This is a genomic window from Bradyrhizobium macuxiense (assembly GCF_007993935.1).
In the GTDB taxonomy this organism is placed as follows: Bacteria; Pseudomonadota; Alphaproteobacteria; order Rhizobiales; family Xanthobacteraceae; genus Bradyrhizobium; species Bradyrhizobium macuxiense_A.
In genome coordinates, this window is sequence record NZ_VITY01000012.1 from 16,859 (window position 1) to 41,409 (window position 24,551).

Genomic DNA, 24,551 nt, shown 5'->3' on the forward strand with positions numbered 1-24,551 from the left:
GATGTCGACCCCTCATGCCGGGACACCAACCTGCGTTGGCGTCGAAGGTCACAGCCCGATCCAGCTCATCACCGCTCCGAACGATGCCCAGAGCGTCCATCCGAGCCCGAGCAGGCAAATCAGCGCCGCTGCCATCGCGACGGTGAGCAGCAGACCGTCCTCCTGCAGATAGGCGATCGCGATCAGCACGACCACCATTCCCGGAATCACGTTGACGAGCGGCAGCGGCCAGCCTGCCGAGAAGGCCAGCAGAAACACCACCAGACCGACGAGGCGGTCGATCACGTCACGACGCGCATCCCAGCGCGGCCGGCTGATGCGTTCGATCGCCTGCAGCATCGGGCGGACAAAGACGGTGAACCGCTTGAAGCGCTTGAAGTCGAATTGCCGCTTCGAGACGAATCGCGGAAACGCCGGCGCGCTGCGGCCGAGCATCATCTCGACCGCCGGAAACAGCAGCGCCAGCGTCGCGATCGTCGCGACGCCGGGAATGATCACCAATAGCCCCAAAAGCAGCAGGAGCAGGCCGAACGACCGCTTGTCCAGGTTGCTGAGGAGCCATTCGAGATCGACGGGGCCGTCCGGTGCTTGAGCGACGAGTTCCTCAAGAAGCTGGGACGTGTGCGTGGGGGCCAATGGGGCTCCGGACGAGGGGGACATGCGTGCAAAGTGGTCAGACTCGGCGTCGATTGCAACCGCTGCCGAAGCAGACTAGGAAGCATAGGTGACCAACGATTCCGATCAGGCATGGCACCGCCATGCGCCGACAAGCCCGATTCCTGCCGCTCGCCGCCGCTGGCCGTGGTTCCTGCTGGTGGTCGTCGTCGCCTGCGCGGGCGCCGGAGGCGTCTACGCCTGGCCCCAGATCGCACCACTGGTCCCGTCCCTCGGTAACGCCGCGGCCAGCGACAAGGCGGCCGCAGGCGACAAGGAAACATTGCCGGATCTGCTCGCGACCCAGCAGAAGCTCGAGGATGACATCGGCGCGCTGAGCAAATCGATGGCCGACCAGCAGGACCAGTTGAAGACCATCGTCGACCAGCTGGCGGCCCTGACCACGAAGGTCGACGCGCTGCAGCGCCCCGCTCCGGCTCCGATGCCGGCACCGGCGGTCGCCGAGCAACCGCATGCGCCGGTGGCGCAGGCGGCGGCGAAGCCGCGCAAGCCGCCGGTTCGGGCGCCCAAACCATCAGGTCCGATTTCGACCGGAGGCGCGCCGCTTAACGTCGCACCCAGCGATCGCTGAGTCGCAGCGGCGTCAGCGCGACGCCGTGCCGCAACGTTTCGACGGAGTCGCGGCCACGTTTGCGACGGCAATTATCCGCGAGGCCGCTCCATGCCGGCCCGCCTGATGGCCGCCAGCAAGAGAGCGGTATCCGAGGAAAGGAAATCGATCAGGCGCCGGGCTGCTTCAGGCGCGGTGGAGTCGCTGACAACAGCGGCCGTGAAGGTTTGGACAAGCTGAAGATCCGGCGGCAGCAGACCCACGACGTCGATGCCGCTCTCCTGCACCAGCTCGCTGGTCGGCCCGATCGAGAGATTAGCCTTGCCCCCTCGCAGCGCTTCGGCCGCCTCGGTGCCGCGCGCCTCGAGGGTGAGCGTCACGGTGTCGGGCAGGTTCAGCTGCGGAAAGACCTTGTCGCGGACGAACTGTCCGCTGGTGCTGCTTGGCGCCACCACCTGCCCTGCGTCGATCAAGGCTTTCCTGAGCGCGGCAGCGTTGCCGATGTCAGGCTTGGGTGAGCCGGCCCGAACCGCGGCGGCGAGAGGCGCTGTCGCCAGGCCAGATTCGGATCCCGCATGAATCCGGCCGTCTTCGTGCAGCCCTCGAAGGCCCTCGCGCGACAGGATCACGACGTCCGCCTTGGCGCCATGCGCAAGCTGATGCCTGATGGTTTTCGGACCGGTGCCCTCCGACGCTCCGGATCCGGTTTCCACCTTGATGCCGGTGCTGCGCTCGAATTCAGGCAGCACCTCACGGTAGACCGCAGCGAAGCCGCCCGAAATAATGACCTTGATCATGCGGGCGGCCGGTCCGCTTATTTCTTCAGGTTCGCGGCAAACAGCTTGGCTGCTTCGGCCTTCGATTCCTGATCGGCCTTGGCGTCGTATCGGAGCGGCAGGTTGAACTTCTTGCCAAGCTCGGTGGATTCGGGGTTCGTGAACGCGTGCACCGCGCCGGGATATTCGATGATCCGGTAATCGGCCTTCGCCGCGTCGAAATCCTTCTTGAGCGCGTCGTACTGCTCGCGCTTCACGAACGGGTCGTCCGCGCCGTTCAGAATGAGGATCTTCGCCTTGACGGTGCCCGGCGCCGGTGCGGGAGTGTTGGGACCAAGTAATGCGTGAAAGACGGCAACGGCGGCGAGATCGGCGCCGGTGCGCGCCATGTTCAGCACCACCGCGCCGCCGAAGCAGTAACCGGCGGCGCCGATCCGTTGCGGATTGACGGGAGGCTGCTTGGCGAGTTGCTCGCGCGCGGCGTTGAAGCGCTGCTCCATCACCTTCGCGTTCTTCATCACCGCCCCGGAGAGCGCGCCGGCATCCTTCGGGTTGTCGGCGGTCTTGCCGTCGCCGTACATGTCCGCGATGAAGGCGACATAGCCCTGCTCCGCGAACTTGCGCGCCTCACTATGCATATGCGGGGTGATGCCCCACCATTCGGGCACCATGACGATGCCGGGCCGCTTGGCCTGGGTGGCGTCGTCATAGACCACGAAGCCCTTCATCGTGGTCTCGCCGTCGGTATAGGTGACCGGCTCTTCCTTCACTGCCGCGTGCGCGCTCGCGACCATTGCGATGGCGCAAAGTGCTCCCACGATGATCGTTCGCATGCTGACCTCCCGCAGTTTTGGCCGACCAAGACGGGTCGGGCGTATTCACATTCCGCCCCGGACGGCTATTCTGCCGCCGTCCGGATATCGATCTTCTCGGCGCGGACCGCGCAGAACTTGAACTCCGGAATCTTGCCGAACGGATCGAGCGCCGGGTTGGTCAGCAGGTTGGCGGCTGCCTCCGCGTAGCAGAACGGCATGAAGACCATGTTCTCGGGCACGTCGCGGTCGGCGCGCACCTTGACCTCGACGGCGCCGCGGCGGGTCTCGAGCCGGATGAAGTCGCCGGGCACGAGCCCCTTCTTGCGCATGTCCTTCGGCGTCATGAACGCGACCGCTTCCGGCTCGATCTGGTCGAGCACCTGGGCGCGACGCGTCATCGAGCCGGTGTGCCAGTGTTCGAGCACGCGTCCGGTCGACAGCACCATCGGATATTCGTCGTCGGGCAGTTCGTCGGGCGGGATCACCTTTGCCGGCACGATCTTGCCGCGGCCGCTCTCGGTCGGGAAACCTGTCGTGAAGATGATCTCGTTGCCCGGCTTGTCGGGATCGTCGACCGGATAGGTCACCGCGCCCTCGCGCACCAGGCGCTCCCAGGTGATGTTCTTCAGCGACGGCATCAGCTCGGCCATCTCGGTGAAGACTTCGCCGGGCCCGGCATAATTCCACGGCAATCCCATCCGCTTGCCGATCTCCTGGATAATCCAGAGATCCTGCCGCGCATCGCCCGGCGGTTTGATCACCTCGCGCGCCAGCTGCACGCGGCGATCCGTGTTGGTGAAGGAGCCGGATTTCTCGGCGAACGCCGAGGCCGGCAGGATGACGTCGGCGTGGAACGCGGTCTCGGTGACGAACAGGTCCTGCACGACGAGGTGATCGAGCTTGGCCAGCGCCTCGCGCGCATGCTGCAAGTCCGGATCGGACATCGCGGGATTCTCGCCCTCGACATACATGCCGTGGATTTCGCCGGCGTGGATCGCGTTCATGATCTCGACCACGGTCAGCCCGCGCACCGGATCGAGCTCCTGCCCCCACAGCTTCTCGAAGGCGCCGCGCATGTCGTCGCGCCCGACCGGCTGATAGTCCGGCAGGAACATCGGGATCAGGCCGGCGTCGGAGGCGCCCTGCACGTTGTTCTGGCCGCGCAGCGGATGCAGCCCGGTGCCGGGGCGGCCGACCTGGCCGGTGATCAGCGCCAGCGCGATCAGGCAGCGCGCATTGTCGGTGCCGTGGACGTGCTGGCTGATGCCCATGCCCCAGAAGATGATCGACGATTTGGCGCCGGCGTAGGCGCGCGCGACCTCGCGCAGCGTCTCGGCGGGAATGCCGCAGATCGGCGACATGCGCTCCGGCGTGAATTCCTGGATCTTGGCCTTGAGGTCGTCATAGCCCTCAGTATAGCCGGCGATGTACTGCTCGTCGGTGAGGCCTTCGGTGATGATGGTGTGGATCATCGCGTTCAGCATCGCGACGTCGCTGCCCGGCTTGAAGGCGAGGTGCTGCGTGGCATGGCGCGACAGGGTCTGCCGGCGCGGGTCCATCACGTAGAGCTTGGTGCCGCGCTTGGCCGCGTTCTTGATGTAGGTCGCGGCGACCGGATGGTTCACGGTCGGATTGGCGCCGATCACCCAGATCACCTCGGCGTCGGCCGCGGCCGCGAACGGCGCCGACACCGCGCCGGAGCTCAGTCCCTCGAACAAGGCCGCCACCGACGAGGCGTGGCACAGCCGCGTGCAGTGATCGACATTGTTGGAGCCGAAGCCGGTGCGCACCAGCTTCTGGAACAGATAGGCTTCCTCGTTCGACCCCTTGGCCGAGCCGAAGCCGGCGAGTGCCTTGGCGCCCTTTTCATCGCGGATTTTCGTCAGGCCCTTCGCGGCGAGATCGAGCGCCTCCTCCCACGTCGCTTCGCGGAAATGCGTGTAGGGATTGGCCGGATCGACCTGGTCGTTGGCATCCTTCTTGACACCGGGCAGCCGCACCAACGGCTTGGTCAACCGGTTGGGGTGATGGATGTAGTCGAAGCCGAAGCGGCCCTTGACGCAGAGCCGGTTGTGATTGGCGGGACCATCACGGCCTTCCGCGTAGATCACCTTCTCGTCCTTGACCTCGTAGGTGACCTGACAGCCGACGCCGCAATACGGGCACAGCGAATCCACCTTCCGGTCGGGCCAGGTGACGCGGGTCTGCTTGTCGTCGAGCATCACGGCCGGCATCAGCGCGCCGGTCGGGCACGCCTGCACGCATTCGCCGCAAGCCACGCAAGTGGACTCGCCCATCGGATCGTCGAAATCGAACACGATTTTCGAACCGTGATTACGGTAAGCCATGCCGATCACGTCGTTGACCTGCACCTCGCGGCACGCCCGCACGCACAGGCCGCACTGGATGCAGGCGTCGAGATTGACGCGCATCGCCGGGTGGCTGGTGTCGGCGTGCCAACGTTCGGCCGCCGGGAAGCGGCTTTCGGTGACGCCGGTCTTCTCGGCCCAATGCCAGAATTTCGAGTCCGGATCGTGCGACGTCTCGCGCGCCGGCTGGTCGGCGACGAGCAGCTCCATCACCATCTTCTGCGCCGCGACGGCACGCTGGCTGGCCGACTTCACCTTCATGCCGACCGTCGGCGTTCGCTTGCACGACGCCGCCAGCACGCGCTCGCCTTCGATCTCGACCATGCAGGCGCGGCAATTGCCGTCCGGCCGATAGTCCGGTGCGGGCGAATAGCAGAGATGCGGGATCTCGGTGCCCTGGCGCTTCGCGACCTGCCAGATGGTTTCGCCGGCCCGCGCCTCGACCTGCTGGCCGTCGAGCTCGAACTGGATGATCTGGCCCAGACCCTTCTGCGTAGAGTTCTGATTGTTGCTCATTCGAATCCTCGTCGAAATTCGTCCTGCCCGGCCCGCCTATTCGGCGGCTTGCTGCGGACGAAACCCGTCCGGAAAATATTTGATCACTGAGGTCAGCGGATTGGAGGCCGCCTGACCGAGGCCGCAGATCGACGCATCGCGCATCGCCTGGCTCAATTGGTCGAGCAGTTCCTTGTTCCAGACTGGCTGCTGCATCAGGAGCACCGCCTTCTCGGTTCCGGCGCGGCAGGGCGTGCATTGCCCGCAGCTCTCGTCCTCGAAGAACTTCATCAGGTTCAGCGCGGCCTCCCTGACATCGTCGGCCTGCGAGAGCACGACGACCGCGGCGGAGCCGATGAAGCAGCCGTATTTCTCCAGCGTGCCGAAATCGAGCGGGATGTCGTCCATCGAGGCCGGCAGGATGCCGCCGGATGCGCCGCCCGGCAGATAGGCCTGCAAGGTGTGCCCGTCGGCCATGCCGCCGCAGAACTCGTCGATCAGTTCGCGCAAGGTGATGCCGGCCGGCGCGAGCTTGACGCCGGGATTCTTGACGCGGCCCGACACCGAGAAGCTGCGCAGACCGTGGCGCTCGTTGCGGCCGTGGCTCTTCCACCAGTCGGCGCCCTTCTCGACGATGTCGCGCACCCACCACAACGTTTCGATGTTGTTGATCAGCGTCGGCAGGCCGAACAGCCCGACCTGGAACGGATATGGCGGCTTGTGCCGCGGCAGGCCGCGCTTGCCCTCGAGCGATTCGAGCAGCGAGGATTCCTCGCCGCAGATATAAGCGCCGGCGCCGCGCCGCATGTGCAGCACAGGACCGCCCGGCGGCAGCTTCGCGATCTCGCGGTCGAGGATCTCGCGGCAGGCCGGGTACTCGTCACGGATGTAGATGTAGATTTCGGGCGCCTCGACCACGTGCGCGCCGATCAGCATGCCCTCGAGGAAGCGATGCGGATCGGTCTCGAGATAGTAGCGGTCCTTGAACGTGCCGGGCTCGCCCTCGTCGCCGTTGACAGCCATCAACCGCGGACCGGGTTCGCCGAGCACGGCGCGCCATTTGCGGCCGGTCGGGAAACCGGCGCCGCCGAGACCGCGCAGCGACGCATCGTCGAGCGCCTTCAGCAGGTCTTCGCGCGGCAGCTCGCCCGAGCGGAGCCGCGTCAACAATTTGTATCCGCCGCCGGCGACATAGGCGTCGTAGTCGACGTAAGACGGAAGATGCACATGGGTGTCGCCGCTCTTCGCCGCCGCGAGCACATTGGTGACGGTCGCATGATCGACGAAGTTGTGGCCGACCTCAGCTGCGGGCGCGGTGTCGCAGCGGCCGACGCACGGCGCCCGCACCACGCGGATGCCGGGGCCGGCGCGGGACTGAAGGTCCTTCAAAAGCTTCTCGCCGCCGAGCATCGCGCAGGTCAGCGAATCGCACACCCGCACGGTGAGGGGCGCGATGTCAGGCTCGCCCTCCTTCACGATGTCGAAATGCGCGTAGAAGGTGGCGGTCTCGAACACTTCGGCGAAGGAGAGCTTCATCTCGTCGGCAAGCGCGGCAAGATGCGCCGCCGAGATCTGACGGTATGTGTCCTGGATCAGATGCAGGTACTCGATCAAGAGGTCGCGCCGCCGCGGCCGGTCGGCGAGCAGCGCCTCGATCTCATGCGCGGCCACGGGGTCGACCTGGCGTCCCTTGGGCGTGGCTTTCGCCCGCTTCCTGCCTGCTCCGGGATGCTCGAACGCGCGAACCTTGTGAACGTCGTCTCCGCTCATGAAACCCGCCTTGGAACCTCACTCTTGCGCAAATCGCGCTTGTTGAACCAACTCTATTCTCTGGCATGCCACAGGCAAGCATATTTAGAACGCCTCTAGGAGCGTCGGGTTGCCGCGCAGGTGGTTGTTAATGTTTGCCTATCGGGCGATCTGAATTTCAAATCGCGCGATCGTCCGACCCGCGCGATCTTCGACCGCGTCTCGGCGCTACAGCAGATCGGCGTAGCCGAGAAAGCCGACGGCATCGCCCGGCTCGACCTGCACGACGGTCTCGCCGAGTTCGACCAATCCATCGGTTTCGACCAGCGAAGACAGCAGCCCGGCCCCTTCGCGGGGGAACTTGGTCGCCTCCAGCGCACCGTCCGCCGCCCGCCGCAGCGAGGCGCGGACATATTCGCGCCGGCCGCTCTTCTTCTTGTAACTGAAGGCCGCCCGCACCGGCATCGGCAGCAGCGGAGACGGCACAGCGCCCGAGAGCGCCAGCACGGTCGGCCGCACCACATGGACGAAGGTGACGAAGCTCGCCACAGGATTGCCGGGCAGGCCGATCAACGGCGTGCCGTCGATGATGCCCATCGCCACCGGCCGGCCCGGCTTGATCGCCATCCGCCACAGCACCAGCGAGCCGGCCTGCTCGATGCCGGCCTTGACGTGGTCCTCTTCGCCGGTCGAAACGCCGCCGGTGGTCAGGATCAGGTCAAAGCTGCGTGCAACCTGCTTGAGCGCCGCGGCAAGCCCGGCGCGCTCGTCGCGCAGGATGCCGAGATCGCCAACCTCGCAGCCGAGCCTGCGCAACATCGCCATCAGCATGAAGCGATTGGAATCGAACAGCTGCGCCTCAGTGCGCGCGCTCCCCGGCGCGGCCAGCTCGTCGCCGGTGGAAAACACCCCGACGCGAAGCCGCCGCACCACGTCGAGCGTCGTGAGTCCGAACGCCGCGGCGACGGCGATGTCCTGCGGGCGCAGCCGCCGGCCCGATGCCAGCGCGACATGGCCCCGTGCAATGTCCTCGCCGGCCGGCCGCACATTGGCGCCGGGCTTCAGGCCGGGCGGCAGGATCACGTTGCCCGCATCGTCGATCCGCACGTCTTCCTGCATGAACACGGTGTCAGTACCGCCGGGCATCGGCGCACCGGTGAAGATCCGCACCGCCTGGCCGGGCAGCGCGGGCTGTGCCGGCGCACCCGCCTGCACGCGTCCGGCGATAGGCAACGCGCGCTCGGCGCTTGCCGGCAGGTCCGTGGCCGACACCGCATAGCCGTCGACGGCGGAATTCATGAAGGGCGGCAGCGGCAGGGGCGCGGCCACGTCGCCGGCCAGGATGCGTCCGTCCGCGTCGACCAGCGCAACGGCCTCGGTCTCGCCGACCGGCTTGACGCGCGCGGCGATGATCGCGACGGCCTCGTCGACCGACATCATCGGCCCGCCGAATGCGAAGCAGTCGTCCGAAAGCTGCGCCATTGTCTCTCTCAGTGCTCGGCCATCGACAAGATGTGTTCGATCCGGATCGCGAACTGCGGCGTTATCTCCAAAGCCGGACCATCCGTGGCAGTTCCGGCGAAGCGGCGGAGAGTGGCCAGTCCATCTCCGATCGTGCTTATATCCCCAGCTCTATTGCCATGTGAACCCATCGGGACTGCGACCTGTGACCGCGAAAACCACCGCTCCCATCATTGTTCCAGACCCGGACGATCCGCGGCTGACGGAGCGCGTGGTCGGCGTCGACCAGACCGGCGCGCAGACCGAGATCAAGGTGCCGGTCGAGCGGCCGTTGACGCTGTATCTCAACGCGCAGGAGATCGTCACGATGATGACGATCAACGACTATCCCGAATACCTCGCGCTCGGCTACCTGCTGAACCAGAACATGCTCAAATACGACGACGTCGTCACCGAGGTCGAATATGACGACGATCTCGAGGTCGTCGTGGTCCGCACCGCGCACCACACCAATTTCGAGGCGAAGCTGAAGAAGCGCACGCAGACCTCGGGCTGCGCCCAGGGAACGGCGTTCGGCGACCTGCTCGAAGCGGTCGAGAAGGTCGCGCTGCCGAAGGCCGAACTGCGCACCTCCTGGCTCTACCAGATGACGCACACCATCAACACGATGCCGTCGCTCTATCTGGAAGCGGGCGCCATCCACGGCTGCGTGCTGTGCAAGGAAGCGACGCCGGTCTGCTACACCGAGGATGTCGGCCGCCACAACGCCGTCGACAAGATCGCGGGCTGGATCTACCGCCACAATGTCGATCCTGCCGACAAGATCCTCTACACCACCGGGCGGCTGACCTCCGAGATGGTGATCAAGACGGTGCGAATGGGCATCCCGATCCTGGTCTCCCGCTCCGGCTTCACCGCGTGGGGCGTCGACCTGGCGCGGCAGGTCGGACTGACGCTGGTCGGGCGCGCGCGCGGCAAGCGCTTCATCGCGCTTTCGGGCAAGGAGCGGATCGTCTACGACCAGAACCTTGACTACGTCGAAGAGGAATCGATGCGTCACAAGCGCAAGGGCGAGACCGACAATGACTGACATTCCCGGCGTGCTGCTGGCCGGCGGCCTCGCGCGGCGGATGGGTGGCGGCGACAAGCCGATGCGCAAGATCGCCGGCCGCACCATCCTGCAGCGGGTGATCGACCGGCTCGCGCCGCAATGCTGCGGGCTGATCATCAACGCCAATGGCGATCCCGCGCGCTTCGCCGCGTTCGGCCTTCCCGTCGTCGCCGACGATGTCGCCGATTATCCGGGCCCGCTCGCCGGCATCCTGGCCGCGCTCGACTGGACCGCGGCCAACCGGCCGGATGCAAAATGGGTGCTGAGCGCGGCGGGCGACTGTCCGTTCCTACCCCGCGATCTCGTCGCTCGCCTGGAGCAGGCGCGCGCGGCCGAGAATGCCGAACTCGCGGTCGCCTCGTCCGGCGGACAGACCCATCCGGTCATCGGCCTCTGGAGCGTGCGGCTTCGCGGCGAATTGCGCCATGCGCTCGTCGAGGAAGATATGCGCAAGATCGACCGCTGGACCGCGCGCTATCCGCTCGCGACGGTCGAATGGCCGACCGAGCCGCTGGATCCGTTCTTCAATGCCAATACCGTCGAAGACATCGCAGAAGCCGACCGCCTCGCCGCACTCGACGGCGGCTGACGCGCCCGGCTGCATTTGAGCTCGCAGGCGCGACCGGCGACAGCCGATCGCGTCGAGCCGAGTCCAGCGAAGCCAGACCGAAGCAGCCAGCAGAGACTCCGCCGGCTGCAGGCAATCAATGCCCCGCGGCGATCCTGGTCGGACCGCAGACGTCGTCGCCCTGGGCGTTGTCGTCGCCGTCGTGACCGCGACCATGATCCTTCATCTGACCATGATCGCCATCGCAATTGACCGGGGCGAACGACACGCCGCGATAGACCGTTCCGAACGCGGGCGGCACAACGACGTCAAACGCTTCATTCGCAGGCAGCTGCGTCGCCGCGACCTTGTCCGTGATGGCGACCACCTGATTCGGATCAGCGCCGGGCTCAACCGAGGTGCCCACGGTCGACGTCACCGCGAAGATCGTCGCGGTACCGTCGCGGTGGACGCGGCCGGTGATGTTGCGCAGGCCACCGGTTGCCGGATCCGTCGGATAGCCGTTGACGTGATAGGAGGTGCCGAGGTTCAGGCCCTTCTGCAGCGTGTAGGCCAGGGTCCAGGTGCCGTTGGCATAGACCCATTTCTGCAGGCCGGCCGTCGTCGATGCCGCCGCGTCCGCCAGCTTGCCGTCGCCTTCCTGAGCGACGTAAAGCGTCGTTGCATTGGCAAACCAGATGCCGAACGGATAGAAGCCGGTCGCGCCCGAGTTCGCCGACGGATTGTTCGGGAAGCCCGGAAGAATGCTGAACGCCGTCGACGCGGCGGTATCGCGGGTCGGCAGAACGCCCGGCTGGCCAACCTGATAGACCGTGTTGATGCCGTTGCTGCCGCTGCCCTTGGTCACGTAGAGCGTGTTGCCGGAGATCGCGAGGCCGCGGAAATTGTCGTCCTTGCCGGACTTGTCGGCAGCAAAGCCGAGCTGAGTAACCGAGAAGCCGAACTGGAAGCCGCTCTTGCTGCCGGGCGTTCCCTGCTGCACGCCAACCACGGTGTCCGAACCATCGACCCCGGGCGTTGAGAGCTGCACGCCGGTGTCATTGACGACAAGCACCGGCGGGGTGCCACTGCCGTTGCCGGCATTGCCGACGGTGAAATACTGGTCGGCCGGGGTACCGTTGACCTTGTTGGCGCGGATCGCACTGCGGCCATTGTCACCGGTATAGACGTTGACCTTGGTTCGGTGCAGCGAGCCGTCGAAATCCAGCTCCGCCACGACGCGCGCATGCACGCTGGTGTCCGGATTGGTGGGATCGACATGGTTCGGCGAATTGGAGTTGGAGATGTCGAGCGCGTTCACCGGAGCATCGTAGCCCATGAACGTCACGGCCTTGCCGTCGGGCGACAAATGCAGCGACAGTTCCGACTTCGAGCTGAAGCTCGTCACCGCCACGTCCGCCGGGACGGTCAGCGCGCCGATCTCGCGAAGGCGATGGCCTTCCAGATGAAACTTCTTGATCACGACCGGTGCGGTCACGCCGAAGTTCGAATCAACGGACACGTTGTTGAACACGCCCGGATAGCTGCCGTCGGCAACCGCCACGGCGCCGGTCGGCAGCGTCTGGCCCACGGTGACGGTCGACGGCTTGCCCGCATAGACAGCGGTGCTGACAAGCAATTCATGCGGATTGCCGACGGTCTGCGATAATGCCGGATGGACTGCAAACAGCACCGGTGAAAGCGCCGTCCCGGCGATCAGGCGCCGGACAATGGCGCGGCGAGTGGTTTGTGATGTGGCGATTGATTTGAACATAAGCCCCCCATTTTTGAAAATTGGAATGGGCTCGTCATACGAGGCCGATCGCGACACCCTTGTGACAGATCGCCGCAGTCGTGTTCACGTTCCCGGAAATCTCGCACCGCGCCGTGGCTTGTGGGGATAATCTCGGCGCAAGCGTTTCGCGATTGTAACGAAAGAAACCGCTTCACACTTTTGCGGATCACACTTTAGCCAACCCGCCCGACCCGGTCCGTTTCGACCGCGCGCAGATAGTCCAGCATCAGGCGGCCGGTTGCGGACAGATGCGCGGCATCGCGGACCACGATCTTCAGCTCGCGCCGTCCCCAATCGTCGCGCAACGGGATCGCACGCAGGCCCATGCCGGCGCCGACGACCGCGAAGGCGCGGTCGGGGATCAGGCCGAGGCCCATATTGGCCTGCACCATGCGGCAGACCGCATCGAAGCCGGGCACGTTGATGCGCAGCCGCATCGTCTTGCCGGCTTGCGTCGCCGCATATTGCGAGCGCAGATAGATCGAGCTCGCTGTGTGCAGGCCGATATGGTCGAAATCGAGTGTCTCGGTGAACAGCAGCTTGTCGCGGCCGGCCAGCGGATGGTCCGGCCGCATCACGACCACCAGATTGTCGTAGCGGTAATGAAAGGCTTCGAGCGCGCGGCTGTCGGCCTCGGCCGCGCAGATGCCGATTTCGGCCGCGCCCTCCTCGATGCCGCGCACCACCTGCCCGCTCGGCCGCTCCTGCAGATCGACACGGAGCAGCTCATGTGCGGCGAAGAAGGCGGAGAGGTCCTCGGGTAAATACTGCACGATCGCCGAGAGATTGGCGAGCATTCGGACATGGCCGCGCACGCCTTGCGAATATTCCGACAGCTCGACCGCGATCTTCTCGACATTGAGCAGCGTGACCCGGGCGTGATGCAGCAGCGCCTCGCCGGCCGGCGTCAGCGCCATGCCCTTGGCGAGCCGCTTGAACAGCGTGACGCCGAACGCCAGCTCGAAATCGTTCATCCGCTTCGACACCGCCGAGGCCGCGATCCCCTCGCGCTGCGCGGCGCGGGTGAGGTTCTGCTCGTCGCAGACGGCGACGAACAGGCGCAGCGTGGTGAGGTCGACGCGGCGCGTCAGCGCGGTCTCAGCCGGCGTCGCGGCGCGCGAAAGGTCTGTCACGATAGAGGAGATCGGCATGGGCGGCGTCCTTGCGGGAAGAACGCTGACAGGCTAGCGCGGGCGATCCCGCAAAAAATCCCAAACCGATCCGGACGCGGCCGGGTTGTTGAGAAAAAATTCCAACAAAGACCTCCAAGCGCCAACTTTATTCCAATCGGCAGCCATTGTCCCGGCGCAGCCGCCGCCGATATCTGCTACGCTACGACCGTCGGTGCCCCGATTAGAGTCAGCAATTGACAGGGCCGAATTCCGACACGGACGCAGTTCGCCCATCGGGCAGCCCTGCTGATTCATTGGATCAGGAGAGGATCATGCGTGACGAAGCCAAAATTAAACTACGTGAAAATTTGCGCGGTGCGGTCATTGCGCGCGGCGAAACCGATTACGACGAAGCTCGTGCACTTTATAACGGCATGATCGACAAGCGGCCATCGCTCATCGCACGATGTGTCGATGTCGCCGATGTCATCGCCGCGGTAAGATTCGGCGGCGAGTACGACCTGCGCATTGCAATCCGCGGCGGCGGTCATAATGGACCCGGTCTCGGCAGCGTGGATGACGGACTGGTCATCGACCTGTCTGCCATGAAGGGCGTGCGCGTCGATCCGGTTGCCCACACGGCGCGGGTCGGTGCGGGATGTACCCAAGGCGATGTCGACCATGCCACCCACGTGTTCGGCCTCGCTGTCCCGGCAGGCATCATCTCGACCACCGGGATCGCCGGCCTGACATTGAGCGGCGGCCACGGCTATCTCACCCGCAAACATGGCCTCACGATCGATAATCTGCTCGAGGCCGACGTCGTGCTCGCCGACGGCAGTTTTGCCGTTGCCAGCAAGGACGAGAACGCCGACCTGCTCTGGGCGCTGCGCGGCGGCGGCGGCAATTTCGGAATCGTCACGTCCTTCCTGTTCAGGCTCCATCCGGTCAATGCCGTATTTGCCGGGCCGATCGCCTGGGATCAGCAGCATGCGCGCACGATCATGCAGCATTATCGCGACTTCCTGCCGACCGCGCCGGAGGAGCTCAGCGTTTTCCTCGGGCTCAAGACGATCCCGTCAGGTCCGCCGTTTCCGCAGGAAAACTGGGGAAAGCGCATCTGCCTGTTGATGTGCTGCTACGACGGCGCCGAGGACAGCGGCAGAAAAGCACTGGCACCGCTGCTCGATGCCTTGCCGACGCCATTGTTCAACTGGATGGGGACGATGCCCTATCCTGCCGTGCAGAGCATGTTTGACGGGCTCTACCCGAAGGGCATGCAGTGGTATTGGCGTGGCGACTTCGTCAAGACGTTGCCGGACGCCGCGATCGACGCCCATCTCGAGCAGGCCGCAAAGACCCCGAGCGAGTTGTCGCTCATGCATCTCTACCCGATCGACGGCGCCGTCCACCGCGTCGGCAGCGGCGAGACCGCGTGGAATTGCCGCGACGCAACCTGGTCGATGGTAATCGCCGGAATCGATCCGAATCCGCAAAAGGCGGGGCCGATCACACGATGGACCAAGGCCTATTGGGAGGCGGTTCACCCGTTCGACCTCGGCGGCGCCTACCCGAATTTCATGATGGATGATGAGGGCGAAGCCCGTCTCAAGGCTGCTTACGGATCCAACTATGCGCGATTGGCTGAGGTGAAGCGCAAATATGATTCCGCGAATCTGTTCCGGGTCAACCAGAACATCAGGCCGGCCGCATGACGCCAGCTCACGATGACGGCGCGCCAGGCGGTTCGCGCCTGGCAAATGAAAAACGCGGCGCCCAGGGCGCCGCGTTTCCAAACACGTAGATAAGCGAAGCTCAGCCCGCAGCCTTGTCCGGGACGACGTCGCGCTGGCGCTTCATCACGATCTTGTTCAGCGCGCCGAGATAGGCCTTTGCGGACGCAACCAGCGTGTCCGGATCGGCGGCGCGCGCGGTCATCGAACGGCCTTCATGCGCCAGACGCACCGAGACCTCGGCCTGCGCGTCGGTGCCTTCGGTCACCGCGTGGACCTGATACAGCTCCAGCTTCGCCTCGTGCGGCACCAGGCGCTTGATGCAGTTGAACACCGCATCGACCGGGCCGTTGCCCTCGGCTTCCTCGATCTTGATCTGGCCGTCGACGTCGAGCTTCATGGTCGCGCGCTGCGGACCATGGGTGCCGGCGATCACGGTCAGCGAGGTCAGCTTGATGCGGTCGTGCGCGGCCGCCATCTCCTGGTCGACCAGCGCCTCGATGTCCTCGTCGTAGATGTCCTTCTTGCGGTCGGCCAGCGCCTTCATCCGCGTAAAGGCATCCTCCAGCTGGTTGGCGCCGAGCTTGTAGCCCATCTCCTCCAGCTTGTGGATGAAGGCGTGACGGCCGGAATGCTTGCCGAGCACCAGCGAGGACTGCTTCAGGCCGACCATCTCGGGCCGCATGATCTCGTAGGTCGAGGCGTCCTTCAGCACGCCGTCCTGATGGATGCCGCTCTCATGGGCGAAGGCGTTACGGCCGACGATCGCCTTGTTGTATTGCACCGGGAACGAGGTGGCGGCGGAGACCACCTTCGAGGCGCGGGTCAGCTGCGTGGTGTCGATCTTGTTCCAGTACGGAAACTTGTCGTTCCGCACGTTGATCGCCATCACGATCTCTTCCAGCGCGGCGTTGCCGGCGCGCTCGCCGATGCCGTTGACGGTGCACTCGACCTGGCGCGCGCCGCCGACGATGCCGGCCAGCGAGTTGGCGACCGCCATGCCGAGGTCGTTGTGGCAATGCACCGAGAAGATCGCCTTGTCGGAGTTCGGCACGCGCTCGATCAAGGTCCGCATGAAGTGGGTGTATTCCTCCGGCACCGTGTAGCCGACGGTGTCGGGGATGTTCACCGTGGTGGCGCCGGCCTTGATGACGGCTTCGACGATCCGGCACAGATAGTCCATCTCGCTGCGGGTGCCGTCCTCGGCCGACCATTCGACGTCGTCGATCTGGTTGCGGGCGCGGGCGACCATCGCGACCGAGGTCTCGATGACCTCCTCGGGGGTCTTGTTCAACTTCACGCGCATATGCAGCGGCGAGGTCGCGATCACGGTGTGGACGCGGCCGCGGCGCGCGAACTTCACCGCTTCGGCGCAGCGGTCGATATCGGCCGGATGAGCGCGGGACAGGCCGGCGATGACCGAGTTCTTGGAGCGGCGGGCGATCTCGCTGACCGCCTGGAAGTCACCCTCCGAGGTGATCGGGAAGCCCGCCTCGATGACGTCGACGCCCATATCGTCCAGCAGTTCGGCGACCTCGAGCTTCTCCTCGAAGGTCATGGTGGCGCCGGGGCACTGCTCGCCGTCGCGCAAGGTGGTGTCGAAAATGATGACGCGGTCCTTCTCGGACTTATCAGCGGTGGCCATGTCAGAAATTCCTTTAAGCTTTGCGCCCGTCATGTTGCTCCTTGAGCAACTACCTGGGCGATATCAGGGTTCGGTGATCTCGTACAAACCCCTGAGTGCCCAGGCGCAGACGCCCAGCCGGCCCTCAGGGGCAGGTAAGAAGCAGGCCGCCAATAAGGAGGGCGGGCGTCACGGCCGGGATCGTGGCGGTAGCCTCAGCCACCTCCTCCGAAATCCCATCGATTTGGCCGCGAATCAGCATTGCCAGACCCTGTTGAGCGCCAAAACCCTCGGTCAAAACCATTGACGGTTGGTTGCCGGGACGCGCTTTGCGTCGTCGTTCTAGACGATTATGGCGAGCCGCCGCAATGGGTAAAGATGGTCAGGGGGGTTGACCTAACGTGACGAGACAGCTTGGCGCATCAGGGACGCACAAGCAGTGGGGTCTCCTCCCCCTTGCGCGACTGCCTCAGCCGCGCGCGGCCAAATATCGCAAAACAACCCCATGCAAAGGAGCTGGCGGCTGCCGGCGTTCGACAGGGCACCTTGACGTGTCGGGCAACTCAGGAATATATTTCCAATATTCCGAAATCATTCAAGCGCCTCGCGTCGGACCCGGCAAGGGGAAGCGAGCCCGACCAATGGGCGCACCTCGCATCGGCTGGCGACGCAGCTACCTCGCCCACGTTCGAACCCTCACCTGCGGCCGCGCGACGACGCGCGGAGACTCGACGGCGAGCGGCCGTAGAGGGCGGCGAAGGCGGCGTTGAAGCGGCGGACGCTGCCGAAGCCGGCGCGGAAGGCGATCTCGGTCATCGCATCGTCTGTCGTGTCGATCAGGCGCTTGGCGCGCTGGACGCGTCGGGTGGTCGCGACCTGTTGCGGGCTGGCGCCGACATGGCGCTCGAACAGCCGCCCGAGATGGCGCGAGGTGATGCCGAGCCGGTCGGCCAACGCGGCAACCGAGCCGCGCTCGAGCGCGCCGCCATCGATCAGCTTCAGCGCGCGCGCAACCGTGGAGCGGGTGCCGTTCCACGCCGGGCAGAACGGCGCGGTTTCGGGACGGCAGCGCAGGCACGGCCGATAGCCCGCCGCCTCGGCCGCGGCGGCGGTCGGGTAGTAAGTGACGTTGCGCGGCAGCGGGTGCTTCACCGGACAGACCGGACGGCAATAGATCCGCGTGGTCTTCACCGCGGTGAAGAAGCGGCCGTCATAGCGCGCGTCACGCCGCAACCGCGCCGCGTTGCAGACCTCGAAGCTGAGCATGGCCGGACACTAGCGCATCGCGCGATCGAAGAAAGGGGCCGGCGGTGATGAGGTCCGATTCCGGCCAGCACGTCCCGCCGCGCCGGCCTAGATCGAGCCGATCGATCAACCCCGGAGACACCGCAATGACCAGCCCGACCAACAAGGACATCGTCCTCAACGCCTGGCAGACGTTCAGGACCCGCGACGCCAAGCTGATTGCCGCCGCGTTCGCGCCGGATGCCGAATGGATCGCGCCGGCCCGCAACGCCACGGCGGTCGCGCTCGATCACACCGATCACATGATCGGCGCGGAGGCGATCGCCCGCTTCATCTCGACCGAGATGCATCGCCTGTTCACCGAGATCGACATCGCTTTCCGCGCCGTTCACGCCGACGGCGACAGCGTGATTGTCGAGGAACGCATGCGCGCGACGCTGCCGGGCGGCCGGTCCTACGACAATGATTATTGCTTCGTGTTCGTGGTCGAAGCAGGCCGCATCAAGCAGGTGCGCGAATACATGGACACGCGCAAGGGCTGGCAGATGGTGTTCGGAGAAGCTGCGGCGTGACGAGTGCGCGCGGCGCCGGCGCTCCGGCGCAGTTACGCACTCATGTAAGGGACGCACCAACGGAAGGGTTCCCTCCCCCCTTGCGGGGCAGGGTTAGGGAGAGGGGTGGCCACACGACGTGGTCTATCGATGCGTCTCGGTAACCGCGATTGCTGCGCTCGCGACTGTGATTTCGCCCGGGGCTCGCCCCTCTCCCCACCCTCCCCCGCAAGGGGGGAGGGAGCCGCCGAGGGTGCTCACCTCACGTCTGCTCTCGCCATCCCGATCGAACCTTACATCGACAATCGATGCTCGGGATCACAGCCAAGATGCGAGCACACCGAAACCCTTCCTACACCATGACATCAGGCATGATCTCGGCCGCCGACAACCATCGCGCGTGCGCGGCCGCCGAAGTCAATCTTTGCTCAACAGGTTGCATCTAGGGTGCCGGCGGCGGCCGGGTGTTGAGGGCGCGACCTTGTTTGGTTAAGGAGATATGGCGATCATGCCCGCGACGAACACGGTCGAAGGACCCAATCAGCGACAAGCCGGCTTCAATCTCTTCCTCGTCGGATTCCTGATCCTGTTCCTCGAACTGGCCTGCATCCGCTGGTTCTCGGCCAAGGTCGTCTTCCTGCAATTCTTCACCAACATCGTGCTGCTGGCGGCCTTCCTCGGCATGTCCTGCGGCTGCCTTGCCGCGCGGCGGAGCACCAACTGGCTTGCGCTGTTTCCCGGGCTCGCGCTCGTGACCTTCGCGGCGGTCGCCACGATCATGGTGCTGTATTTCCAATGGGGCGAGTTCGCCGTCGACGTCGGCCATCAGGCCTCACCGCAGGAGGTGTTCTTCGGCACCGAATATCGCAACCCGGATCTCGCCAAATTCGTCGTGCCGATCGAGGCGATCGCCGGGCTGTTCTTCGTGCTGATCGCACTGATGTTCGTCGGCCTCGGCCAGACGCTCGGCCGCGCCTTCGACGCCTACCCGAACCGCGTCGCCGGCTATTCGCTGAATATCGGCGGCAGCCTCGCCGGCATCGTGGGGTTCTCGCTGCTGTCGTTCGCGCAGGCGCCGCCGGTGGTCTGGTTCGGCATCAGCTGCGCCGGCATCGCCTATCTCCTCTACCAGGACAAGGCGCTGTCGATCCTGCGCCTCGTGACGATCATCTTCGTGGTGGGCTTCACCGAGTTCTACAGCGATCGGTCCGGCAACCATGACATCCGCTGGTCGCCCTATTACGCCGTCGACCTCAACAAGAAGAGCGGCGAGATCACCGTCAACAGCATCGGCCATCAGGAAATGATGCCGTTCAGCGAACGCGGCTCGTCCTATTCGCTGATCCATTTGCTGCAGAAGCACAGCGGCGGCGCGCCGTTCAAGGACGTCATGATCATCGGCGCGGGCTCCGGCAACGATCTCGCGCACGCATTGCGCTTCGGCGTGGAGCGCGTCGATGCGGTCGAGATCGATCCCGCGATCCAGGACATCGGCATCCACAACCATCCCGACAAGCCCTATCAGGATCCACGGGTGGTGCCGCATCTCGACGACGGCCGGCATTTCCTGCGCACCACCGACCGCAAATACGATCTCGTGGTGTATGCGCTGGTCGACTCGCTGATCCTGCACAGCGGCTACGCCAATATCCGTCTCGAAAGCTATCTGTTCACCGAACAGGCATTCCAGGATGTCCGCCGCGTGCTGAAGCAGGACGGCATCTTCGTGATGTACAATTACTACCGCCAGGGCTGGATCGTGCAGCGCGTCGCCGAGATGGCCAAGCAGGTGTTCGGCTGCGATCCGCTGGTGCTGCCGCTGCCCTACAAGGAGACGCTGACGTCGTCCGAGGCGGTCGGCTTCACCACCATCATCGCGGGCTGCAATCCGCGCATCTCCACCGCATTCCGCGACCGCGGCCAGTTCTGGCTGAACAGCCTTCCGCCGGAGAACCTTTCGGTCAACGGCTTCGACAAGCCGCAGGAAAAAGCGCAAGACAAGCAGGACAAGGCTGCGCCCCAGCGCGGCGACTGGGTGCCGCTGGCGCCGGCGAAGCTGGTGGCCGACAATGAAGGCGCCAGGCAATCGACCAGCGATGACTGGCCGTTTCTCTATGTCAGCGGCAGGCTGATCCCCGACCTCACCGTTCGCTCGATGATCCTGCTCGGCGTGCTCGGGCTCGGCCTCGTCTACCTGTTCAAGCCGAAGGGCGCCTGGCGGCCCAACAACCGGATGTTCTTCCTCGGCGCCGCCTTCATGCTGCTCGAGACCAAGGCGGTCGTGCAGATGGCGCTGCTGTTCGGCAGCACGTGGCTGGTCAACTCGGCGGTGTTCTTCACCGCGCTGCTGCTGATCCTCGCCGCCAATCTCTATGTGATCAAGGTGCCGTCGACCCGGCTGGTGCGCCATTATGCCGGGCTGCTGGCGCTGCTGGCGGTCTCGGTGCTGGTGCCGCTCGACACGTTCCTGGCCGGCGGCATCGTCTGGCGTTACGTGATCCCCTGCGCGCTGGCGCTCGGCCCGATGTTCTTCGCCGGCGTGATCTTCGCCCGCTCGTTCCGCGATGAAGCCAATCCCGATCATGCGTTCGGATCCAACATCGCGGGCTCCGTCATCGGCGGCCTCGCCGAGTCTTGCTCGACCCTGCTCGGCTTCCGCTATCTGCTCATCGTCGCAATCGGCTTCTACCTGCTGTCCGCCTGGATGCCGTCACGCAAGAGCTAGCAGCGGGGGTGAGTAAGGGACGCAGCAGCAGGAGGGTTCCCTCCCCCCTTGCGGGGGAGGGTTAGGGAGAGGGGTACCACACGGGGACTCTCTCGACTTTGTGCGACGACGCGTGATCAAGATTGAGAGGGCTACGCTTCTCCTTGATTGTCTCGCCCGGGGCTTACCCCTCTCCCCACCCTCCCCCGCAAGGGGGGAGGGAGCCGGACGAGCGTGCTCACCTTACGCAGTCAGGCACGAACCTCAGACAACGCGCCGCCACTTTTCACGCCTACTTCTTCGCGGCCTCCTTCTTCGCCGCATTCTTCTCCGCCGCGCCGCCCTTGCCTTCCGCTTCCAGCGCCGCGCGAACGCGCTTGAATTCGCTGAGGTCGGCCTTGTCGACCTCGGGGAATTTCAGGTCAAGCCTGTCGAACGCATTGACGATGGTCGAACCGATCACGACGCGGGCGAACCATTTGTGATCGGCCGGCACGATGTGCCAGGGCGCGTCCTTGGTCGCGGTGTGGTGAATCATGTCCTGATAGGCCGCCTGGTACTTGGCCCACAGCTGCCGCTCGGAAATGTCGGCCATCGAGAACTTCCAGTTCTTGGCCGGCTCCTCCAGCCGGTCGAGGAAGCGCTGGCGCTGCTCCTCCTTGGAGACGTGCAGGAAGAATTTCAGGATCACGGTGCCGTTGCGCGACAGATAGCGCTCGATCGCGGAGATGTCCTCGAAGCGCTCGCGCCAGATGTTCTTGGTCACCAGCTTCTTCGGGATCTTCTGCTTGTCCAGCACCTCGGGATGCACCCGCACCACGAGGCACTCCTCGTAATAGGATCGGTTGAAGATGCCGATGCGGCCGCGCTCCGGCAGCGCGATCATGGCGCGCCACATGAAGTCGTGATCGAGCTCCCGCGACGATGGCTGCTTGAAGGAGGAGACCTCGCAGCCCTGCGGATTGACGCCCTCGAACACGCTTTTGATCGCGCTGTCCTTGCCGGCGGCGTCCATGCCCTGGAAGATCAGGAGCAGCGACCAGCGATCCTGGGCGTAGAGCTTCTCCTGGAAGTCGTTCAGCCGCTTGCGGTTGGCCTCGATGATCTTGCTGCCGGCGTCCTTGTCGATGCCGCCCTTCTCGGCGGTCGGGTACGACTTGAGGTGAAACTCACCACTCCCGTCGAATCGGAACGGCGCGACGTAGGGTTTCAGTTCATCGGCGAGCGATGGGGACGGTTTGCTGCTCATGGCCTCTCGACGGCTTGCGTGGCGATTTGATCCGGTCGATCACGCTACCAAGAATGCCCTTGGGCAGGAAGATGATGAAGAGCACCAGCAATATGCCATAGACCAGATTGTCCCAGCCGACCGCCTTCGTGCCGAAGGAGATACGCAGCACCTCCGCCAGCACGATGGTGATGACGGCGCCGACGGTCGGCCCCAGCGCGACATAGACGCCGCCGACGATCGCCGCAAACACCATCTGCAGCGAGACCGCGATGCCGCTCACGGTGTCCGGCGAGATGAACATCTGGTACTGGCAGTACAGCGCGCCTGACAGTGCCGTCATCAGCGCGCTGATCAGGGTGATCTTGAGCTTCTCGGCGGTGACGTTGACGCCGGCGGCGGCCGCGGCGTCCTCATCCTCCGAGATCGCCTCCATGGCGTGGCGGATCATGCTGCGGTCGATCGCGCGCCAGATCACGAGGCCTGCGACCCACACCGCAAGCGCGATCAGATACCAGGTGGTCTTGTCATCGAATTGCAGCGCGAACAGCCCCTTGCCGCTTTGGGCACGCTGCGGCGTGTAGCCGAGCGAGCCGCCGGTGTAATCGCGGGTCGCGGTGATGACCTGAAGCACGATGCCGGACAGCGCCAAGGTCACCAGCACGAAATAGTGCCCGGTAATGCGGAAGCGGAAGCAGGGATAGGCCACGACCAGCGCGAGCACGCCCGCGGTCGCCATGCTCAGGGGAATGCCGATCCAGGGCGAGACGCCGAGGTGATTCCACAAGAGCGCGGTGACATAGGCGCCGATGCCCATGAAGCCGCCATGGCCGAGCGAGACCAGGCCGAAGCGGCCCATGATCGACCACGATGTATAGGCAAACGACCAGATCAGGATCAGCACCAGCACGTGCAGATGATAGGGATCGCGATGCACGAAGGGCAGCGCGACGAGCGCGAGCAACGCAATGATCCAAAAGGCAACCTGCCTGTTCACGAGCGCCTCGCCAGGAGGCCCGCGGGCCGGATGAACATCATGACGATGAAGAAAGCGAACGCCAGCACGTAGCCCCATTCGAGATCGGAAAACAGGCCGCCGAGCGAGATGATCTCGGCGAACACGAAGGCGGCGATGAAGCCGCCGATGAAATTGCCGAGGCCGCCGAGCACGCAGATCAGGAAGGTGATCGGCCCGAACGACAGGCCGACGAACGGATGCACGTCATATTGCAGCACCAGCAGGCAGGCGGCGAGGCCGGCGAGCCCGCCGCCGATCGCCGAGGTGACGAGATAGATGCGCTTGGGATCGACGCCCATCAGCGGCATGATCTGGCGGTCCTGCGCAATGGCCCGGATCGCGGTGCCGGTGAAGGTGCGGGTCAGGAACAGATAGACGCCGACCATGCCGACCAGCGCGGCCGCGAACGACAGCAATCGTGCGTAACTGAAATTCATCTCGCCGAGCGCCAGCACCGGCAGGCGGATGCCGAGATTGCGGAAATCGATACCGAAGGCGACGGTGGCAAAGCTCTGCAGGATGAACAGCACGCCGCCAGTGGCGAGCAGCTGGTTGATCGGCGGTGCGGTCAGCAAGGGCGCGATGACGAAGAAGTGCAGCGCGGCACCCAGCAGCGCCACCAGCAGGATGACCAGCGGCGCGGCCGCCCAATACGGCAGATGGAAGACCTGCACCAGATAGTACATGCCGTACATGCCGATCATCACGAGCTCGGCGTAGCAGATCCAGGTGACGTCGATGACGCCGAAGATCAGATTGAGCCCGAGCGCCAAGAGCGCCAGCACGCCGCCGAGCAGGATGCCGTTGATGACGGCCTCCAGCAGGTAGATGTCGAAGATGTCGAGGAAGGATTGCATGGCTGCCTCTTTCTTACCTCTCCCCGCCGGGGAGAGGTCGGCGCGCAGCGCCGGGTGAGGGGAACAGGTCCCACGAGAGAGCGTAACCCCTCACCCGGATCGCATCTGGCGATGCGATCCGACCTCTCCCACAAGG

Annotated in this window: 19 protein-coding genes; 6 read left to right on the plus strand and 13 right to left on the minus strand. The window is 65.0% G+C overall.

Annotated elements, in window-relative coordinates; translation table 11 throughout:
- Window positions 1-48: 48 nt before the first annotated feature.
- Window positions 49-636, minus strand: coding sequence for an exopolysaccharide biosynthesis protein (locus tag FBZ93_RS28160; protein ID WP_167529248.1), 588 nt, complete (start codon window positions 634-636; stop codon window positions 49-51).
- An 88-nt stretch (window positions 637-724) separates the two neighbouring features.
- On the opposite strand from FBZ93_RS28160, the gene FBZ93_RS28165 reads away from it, so the two are divergent.
- Entirely contained in the window at window positions 725-1,246 is a 522-nt protein-coding gene (locus FBZ93_RS28165; protein ID WP_146990455.1) for a hypothetical protein, read from the plus strand.
- A gap of 71 nt (window positions 1,247-1,317) precedes the next feature.
- On the opposite strand, the gene FBZ93_RS28170 is transcribed toward FBZ93_RS28165, so the two are convergent.
- The 5 genes from FBZ93_RS28170 to FBZ93_RS28190 form a co-directional block, all read right to left on the minus strand.
- The gene (locus tag FBZ93_RS28170; RefSeq protein WP_146990457.1) at window positions 1,318-2,022 is read right to left on the minus strand and encodes a substrate-binding domain-containing protein; all 705 of its coding nucleotides are present in this window, start codon (window positions 2,020-2,022) and stop codon (window positions 1,318-1,320) included.
- A gap of 17 nt (window positions 2,023-2,039) precedes the next feature.
- Window positions 2,040-2,834 carry a dienelactone hydrolase family protein gene (locus FBZ93_RS28175; RefSeq protein WP_246667684.1) on the minus strand — a complete coding sequence of 265 codons (795 nt, stop codon included), beginning with the start codon at window positions 2,832-2,834 and terminating at the stop codon, window positions 2,040-2,042.
- A 65-nt stretch (window positions 2,835-2,899) separates the two neighbouring features.
- The gene (gene fdhF, locus FBZ93_RS28180; protein WP_146990459.1) at window positions 2,900-5,701 is read right to left on the minus strand and encodes a formate dehydrogenase subunit alpha; all 2,802 of its coding nucleotides are present in this window, start codon (window positions 5,699-5,701) and stop codon (window positions 2,900-2,902) included.
- A gap of 36 nt (window positions 5,702-5,737) precedes the next feature.
- Window positions 5,738-7,450, minus strand: coding sequence for an NADH-ubiquinone oxidoreductase-F iron-sulfur binding region domain-containing protein (locus FBZ93_RS28185; protein WP_146990460.1), 1,713 nt, complete (start codon window positions 7,448-7,450; stop codon window positions 5,738-5,740).
- 207 nt (window positions 7,451-7,657) lie between these two features.
- The gene (locus FBZ93_RS28190) at window positions 7,658-8,911 is read right to left on the minus strand and encodes a molybdopterin molybdotransferase MoeA (RefSeq protein WP_146990462.1); all 1,254 of its coding nucleotides are present in this window, start codon (window positions 8,909-8,911) and stop codon (window positions 7,658-7,660) included.
- Between the two features lie 184 nt (window positions 8,912-9,095).
- Here FBZ93_RS28190 and FBZ93_RS28195 point away from each other — a divergent pair, with 184 nt between their 5' ends.
- Both FBZ93_RS28195 and mobA read left to right on the plus strand, forming a co-directional pair.
- Window positions 9,096-9,980, plus strand: coding sequence for a formate dehydrogenase accessory sulfurtransferase FdhD (locus FBZ93_RS28195; protein WP_146990464.1), 885 nt, complete (start codon window positions 9,096-9,098; stop codon window positions 9,978-9,980).
- Window positions 9,973-10,590: a molybdenum cofactor guanylyltransferase MobA gene (mobA, locus tag FBZ93_RS28200; RefSeq protein WP_146990466.1), complete on the plus strand. Its 618-nt coding sequence runs from the start codon at window positions 9,973-9,975 to the stop codon at window positions 10,588-10,590. The genes FBZ93_RS28195 and mobA overlap by 8 nt, the downstream gene beginning before the upstream one ends.
- Before the next feature lie 115 nt (window positions 10,591-10,705).
- On the opposite strand, the gene FBZ93_RS28205 is transcribed toward mobA, so the two are convergent.
- Both FBZ93_RS28205 and FBZ93_RS28210 read right to left on the minus strand, forming a co-directional pair.
- A complete protein-coding gene (locus tag FBZ93_RS28205) occupies window positions 10,706-12,322 on the minus strand; it encodes a hypothetical protein (RefSeq protein ID WP_146990467.1) in 1,617 nt (538 codons plus the stop codon).
- A gap of 194 nt (window positions 12,323-12,516) precedes the next feature.
- The gene (locus FBZ93_RS28210) at window positions 12,517-13,494 is read right to left on the minus strand and encodes a LysR substrate-binding domain-containing protein (protein WP_146990469.1); all 978 of its coding nucleotides are present in this window, start codon (window positions 13,492-13,494) and stop codon (window positions 12,517-12,519) included.
- Between the two features lie 293 nt (window positions 13,495-13,787).
- Here FBZ93_RS28210 and FBZ93_RS28215 point away from each other — a divergent pair, with 293 nt between their 5' ends.
- Complete coding sequence (locus tag FBZ93_RS28215) at window positions 13,788-15,170, plus strand: FAD-binding oxidoreductase (protein ID WP_146990470.1); 1,383 nt, start codon at window positions 13,788-13,790, stop codon at window positions 15,168-15,170.
- Between the two features lie 100 nt (window positions 15,171-15,270).
- Here the strand turns inward: FBZ93_RS28215 and FBZ93_RS28220 are convergent, their stop codons facing one another.
- Together FBZ93_RS28220 and FBZ93_RS28225 are read right to left on the minus strand one after the other, a co-directional pair.
- Window positions 15,271-16,833 (minus strand): 2-isopropylmalate synthase, encoded by a 1,563-nt coding sequence (locus FBZ93_RS28220; protein WP_146990472.1) that lies wholly within the window; start codon window positions 16,831-16,833, stop codon window positions 15,271-15,273.
- 675 nt (window positions 16,834-17,508) lie between these two features.
- On the minus strand, window positions 17,509-18,078 hold the full coding sequence (locus FBZ93_RS28225) for a bifunctional transcriptional activator/DNA repair enzyme AdaA (RefSeq protein WP_146990474.1): 570 nt from the start codon (window positions 18,076-18,078) through the stop codon (window positions 17,509-17,511).
- A gap of 125 nt (window positions 18,079-18,203) precedes the next feature.
- On the opposite strand from FBZ93_RS28225, the gene FBZ93_RS28230 reads away from it, so the two are divergent.
- Window positions 18,204-18,629: a nuclear transport factor 2 family protein gene (locus FBZ93_RS28230; protein ID WP_050419313.1), complete on the plus strand. Its 426-nt coding sequence runs from the start codon at window positions 18,204-18,206 to the stop codon at window positions 18,627-18,629.
- Window positions 18,630-19,116: 487 nt separating this feature from the next.
- Window positions 19,117-21,333, plus strand: coding sequence for a hypothetical protein (locus FBZ93_RS28235; RefSeq protein WP_167529249.1), 2,217 nt, complete (start codon window positions 19,117-19,119; stop codon window positions 21,331-21,333).
- A gap of 271 nt (window positions 21,334-21,604) precedes the next feature.
- Here the strand turns inward: FBZ93_RS28235 and FBZ93_RS28240 are convergent, their stop codons facing one another.
- Genes FBZ93_RS28240 through FBZ93_RS28250 form a run of 3 tightly spaced genes read right to left on the minus strand, consistent with a single transcriptional unit; the run spans window position 21,605 to window position 24,415 of the window.
- On the minus strand, window positions 21,605-22,561 hold the full coding sequence (locus FBZ93_RS28240; RefSeq protein WP_146990478.1) for a polyphosphate kinase 2 family protein: 957 nt from the start codon (window positions 22,559-22,561) through the stop codon (window positions 21,605-21,607).
- Window positions 22,527-23,537 carry a branched-chain amino acid ABC transporter permease gene (locus FBZ93_RS28245; protein ID WP_146990480.1) on the minus strand — a complete coding sequence of 337 codons (1,011 nt, stop codon included), beginning with the start codon at window positions 23,535-23,537 and terminating at the stop codon, window positions 22,527-22,529. The genes FBZ93_RS28240 and FBZ93_RS28245 overlap by 35 nt, the downstream gene beginning before the upstream one ends.
- Window positions 23,534-24,415 (minus strand): branched-chain amino acid ABC transporter permease, encoded by an 882-nt coding sequence (locus FBZ93_RS28250; protein ID WP_074125711.1) that lies wholly within the window; start codon window positions 24,413-24,415, stop codon window positions 23,534-23,536. Before FBZ93_RS28250 ends, FBZ93_RS28245 begins: the two co-directional genes overlap by 4 nt.
- Window positions 24,416-24,551: the final 136 nt, after the last annotated feature.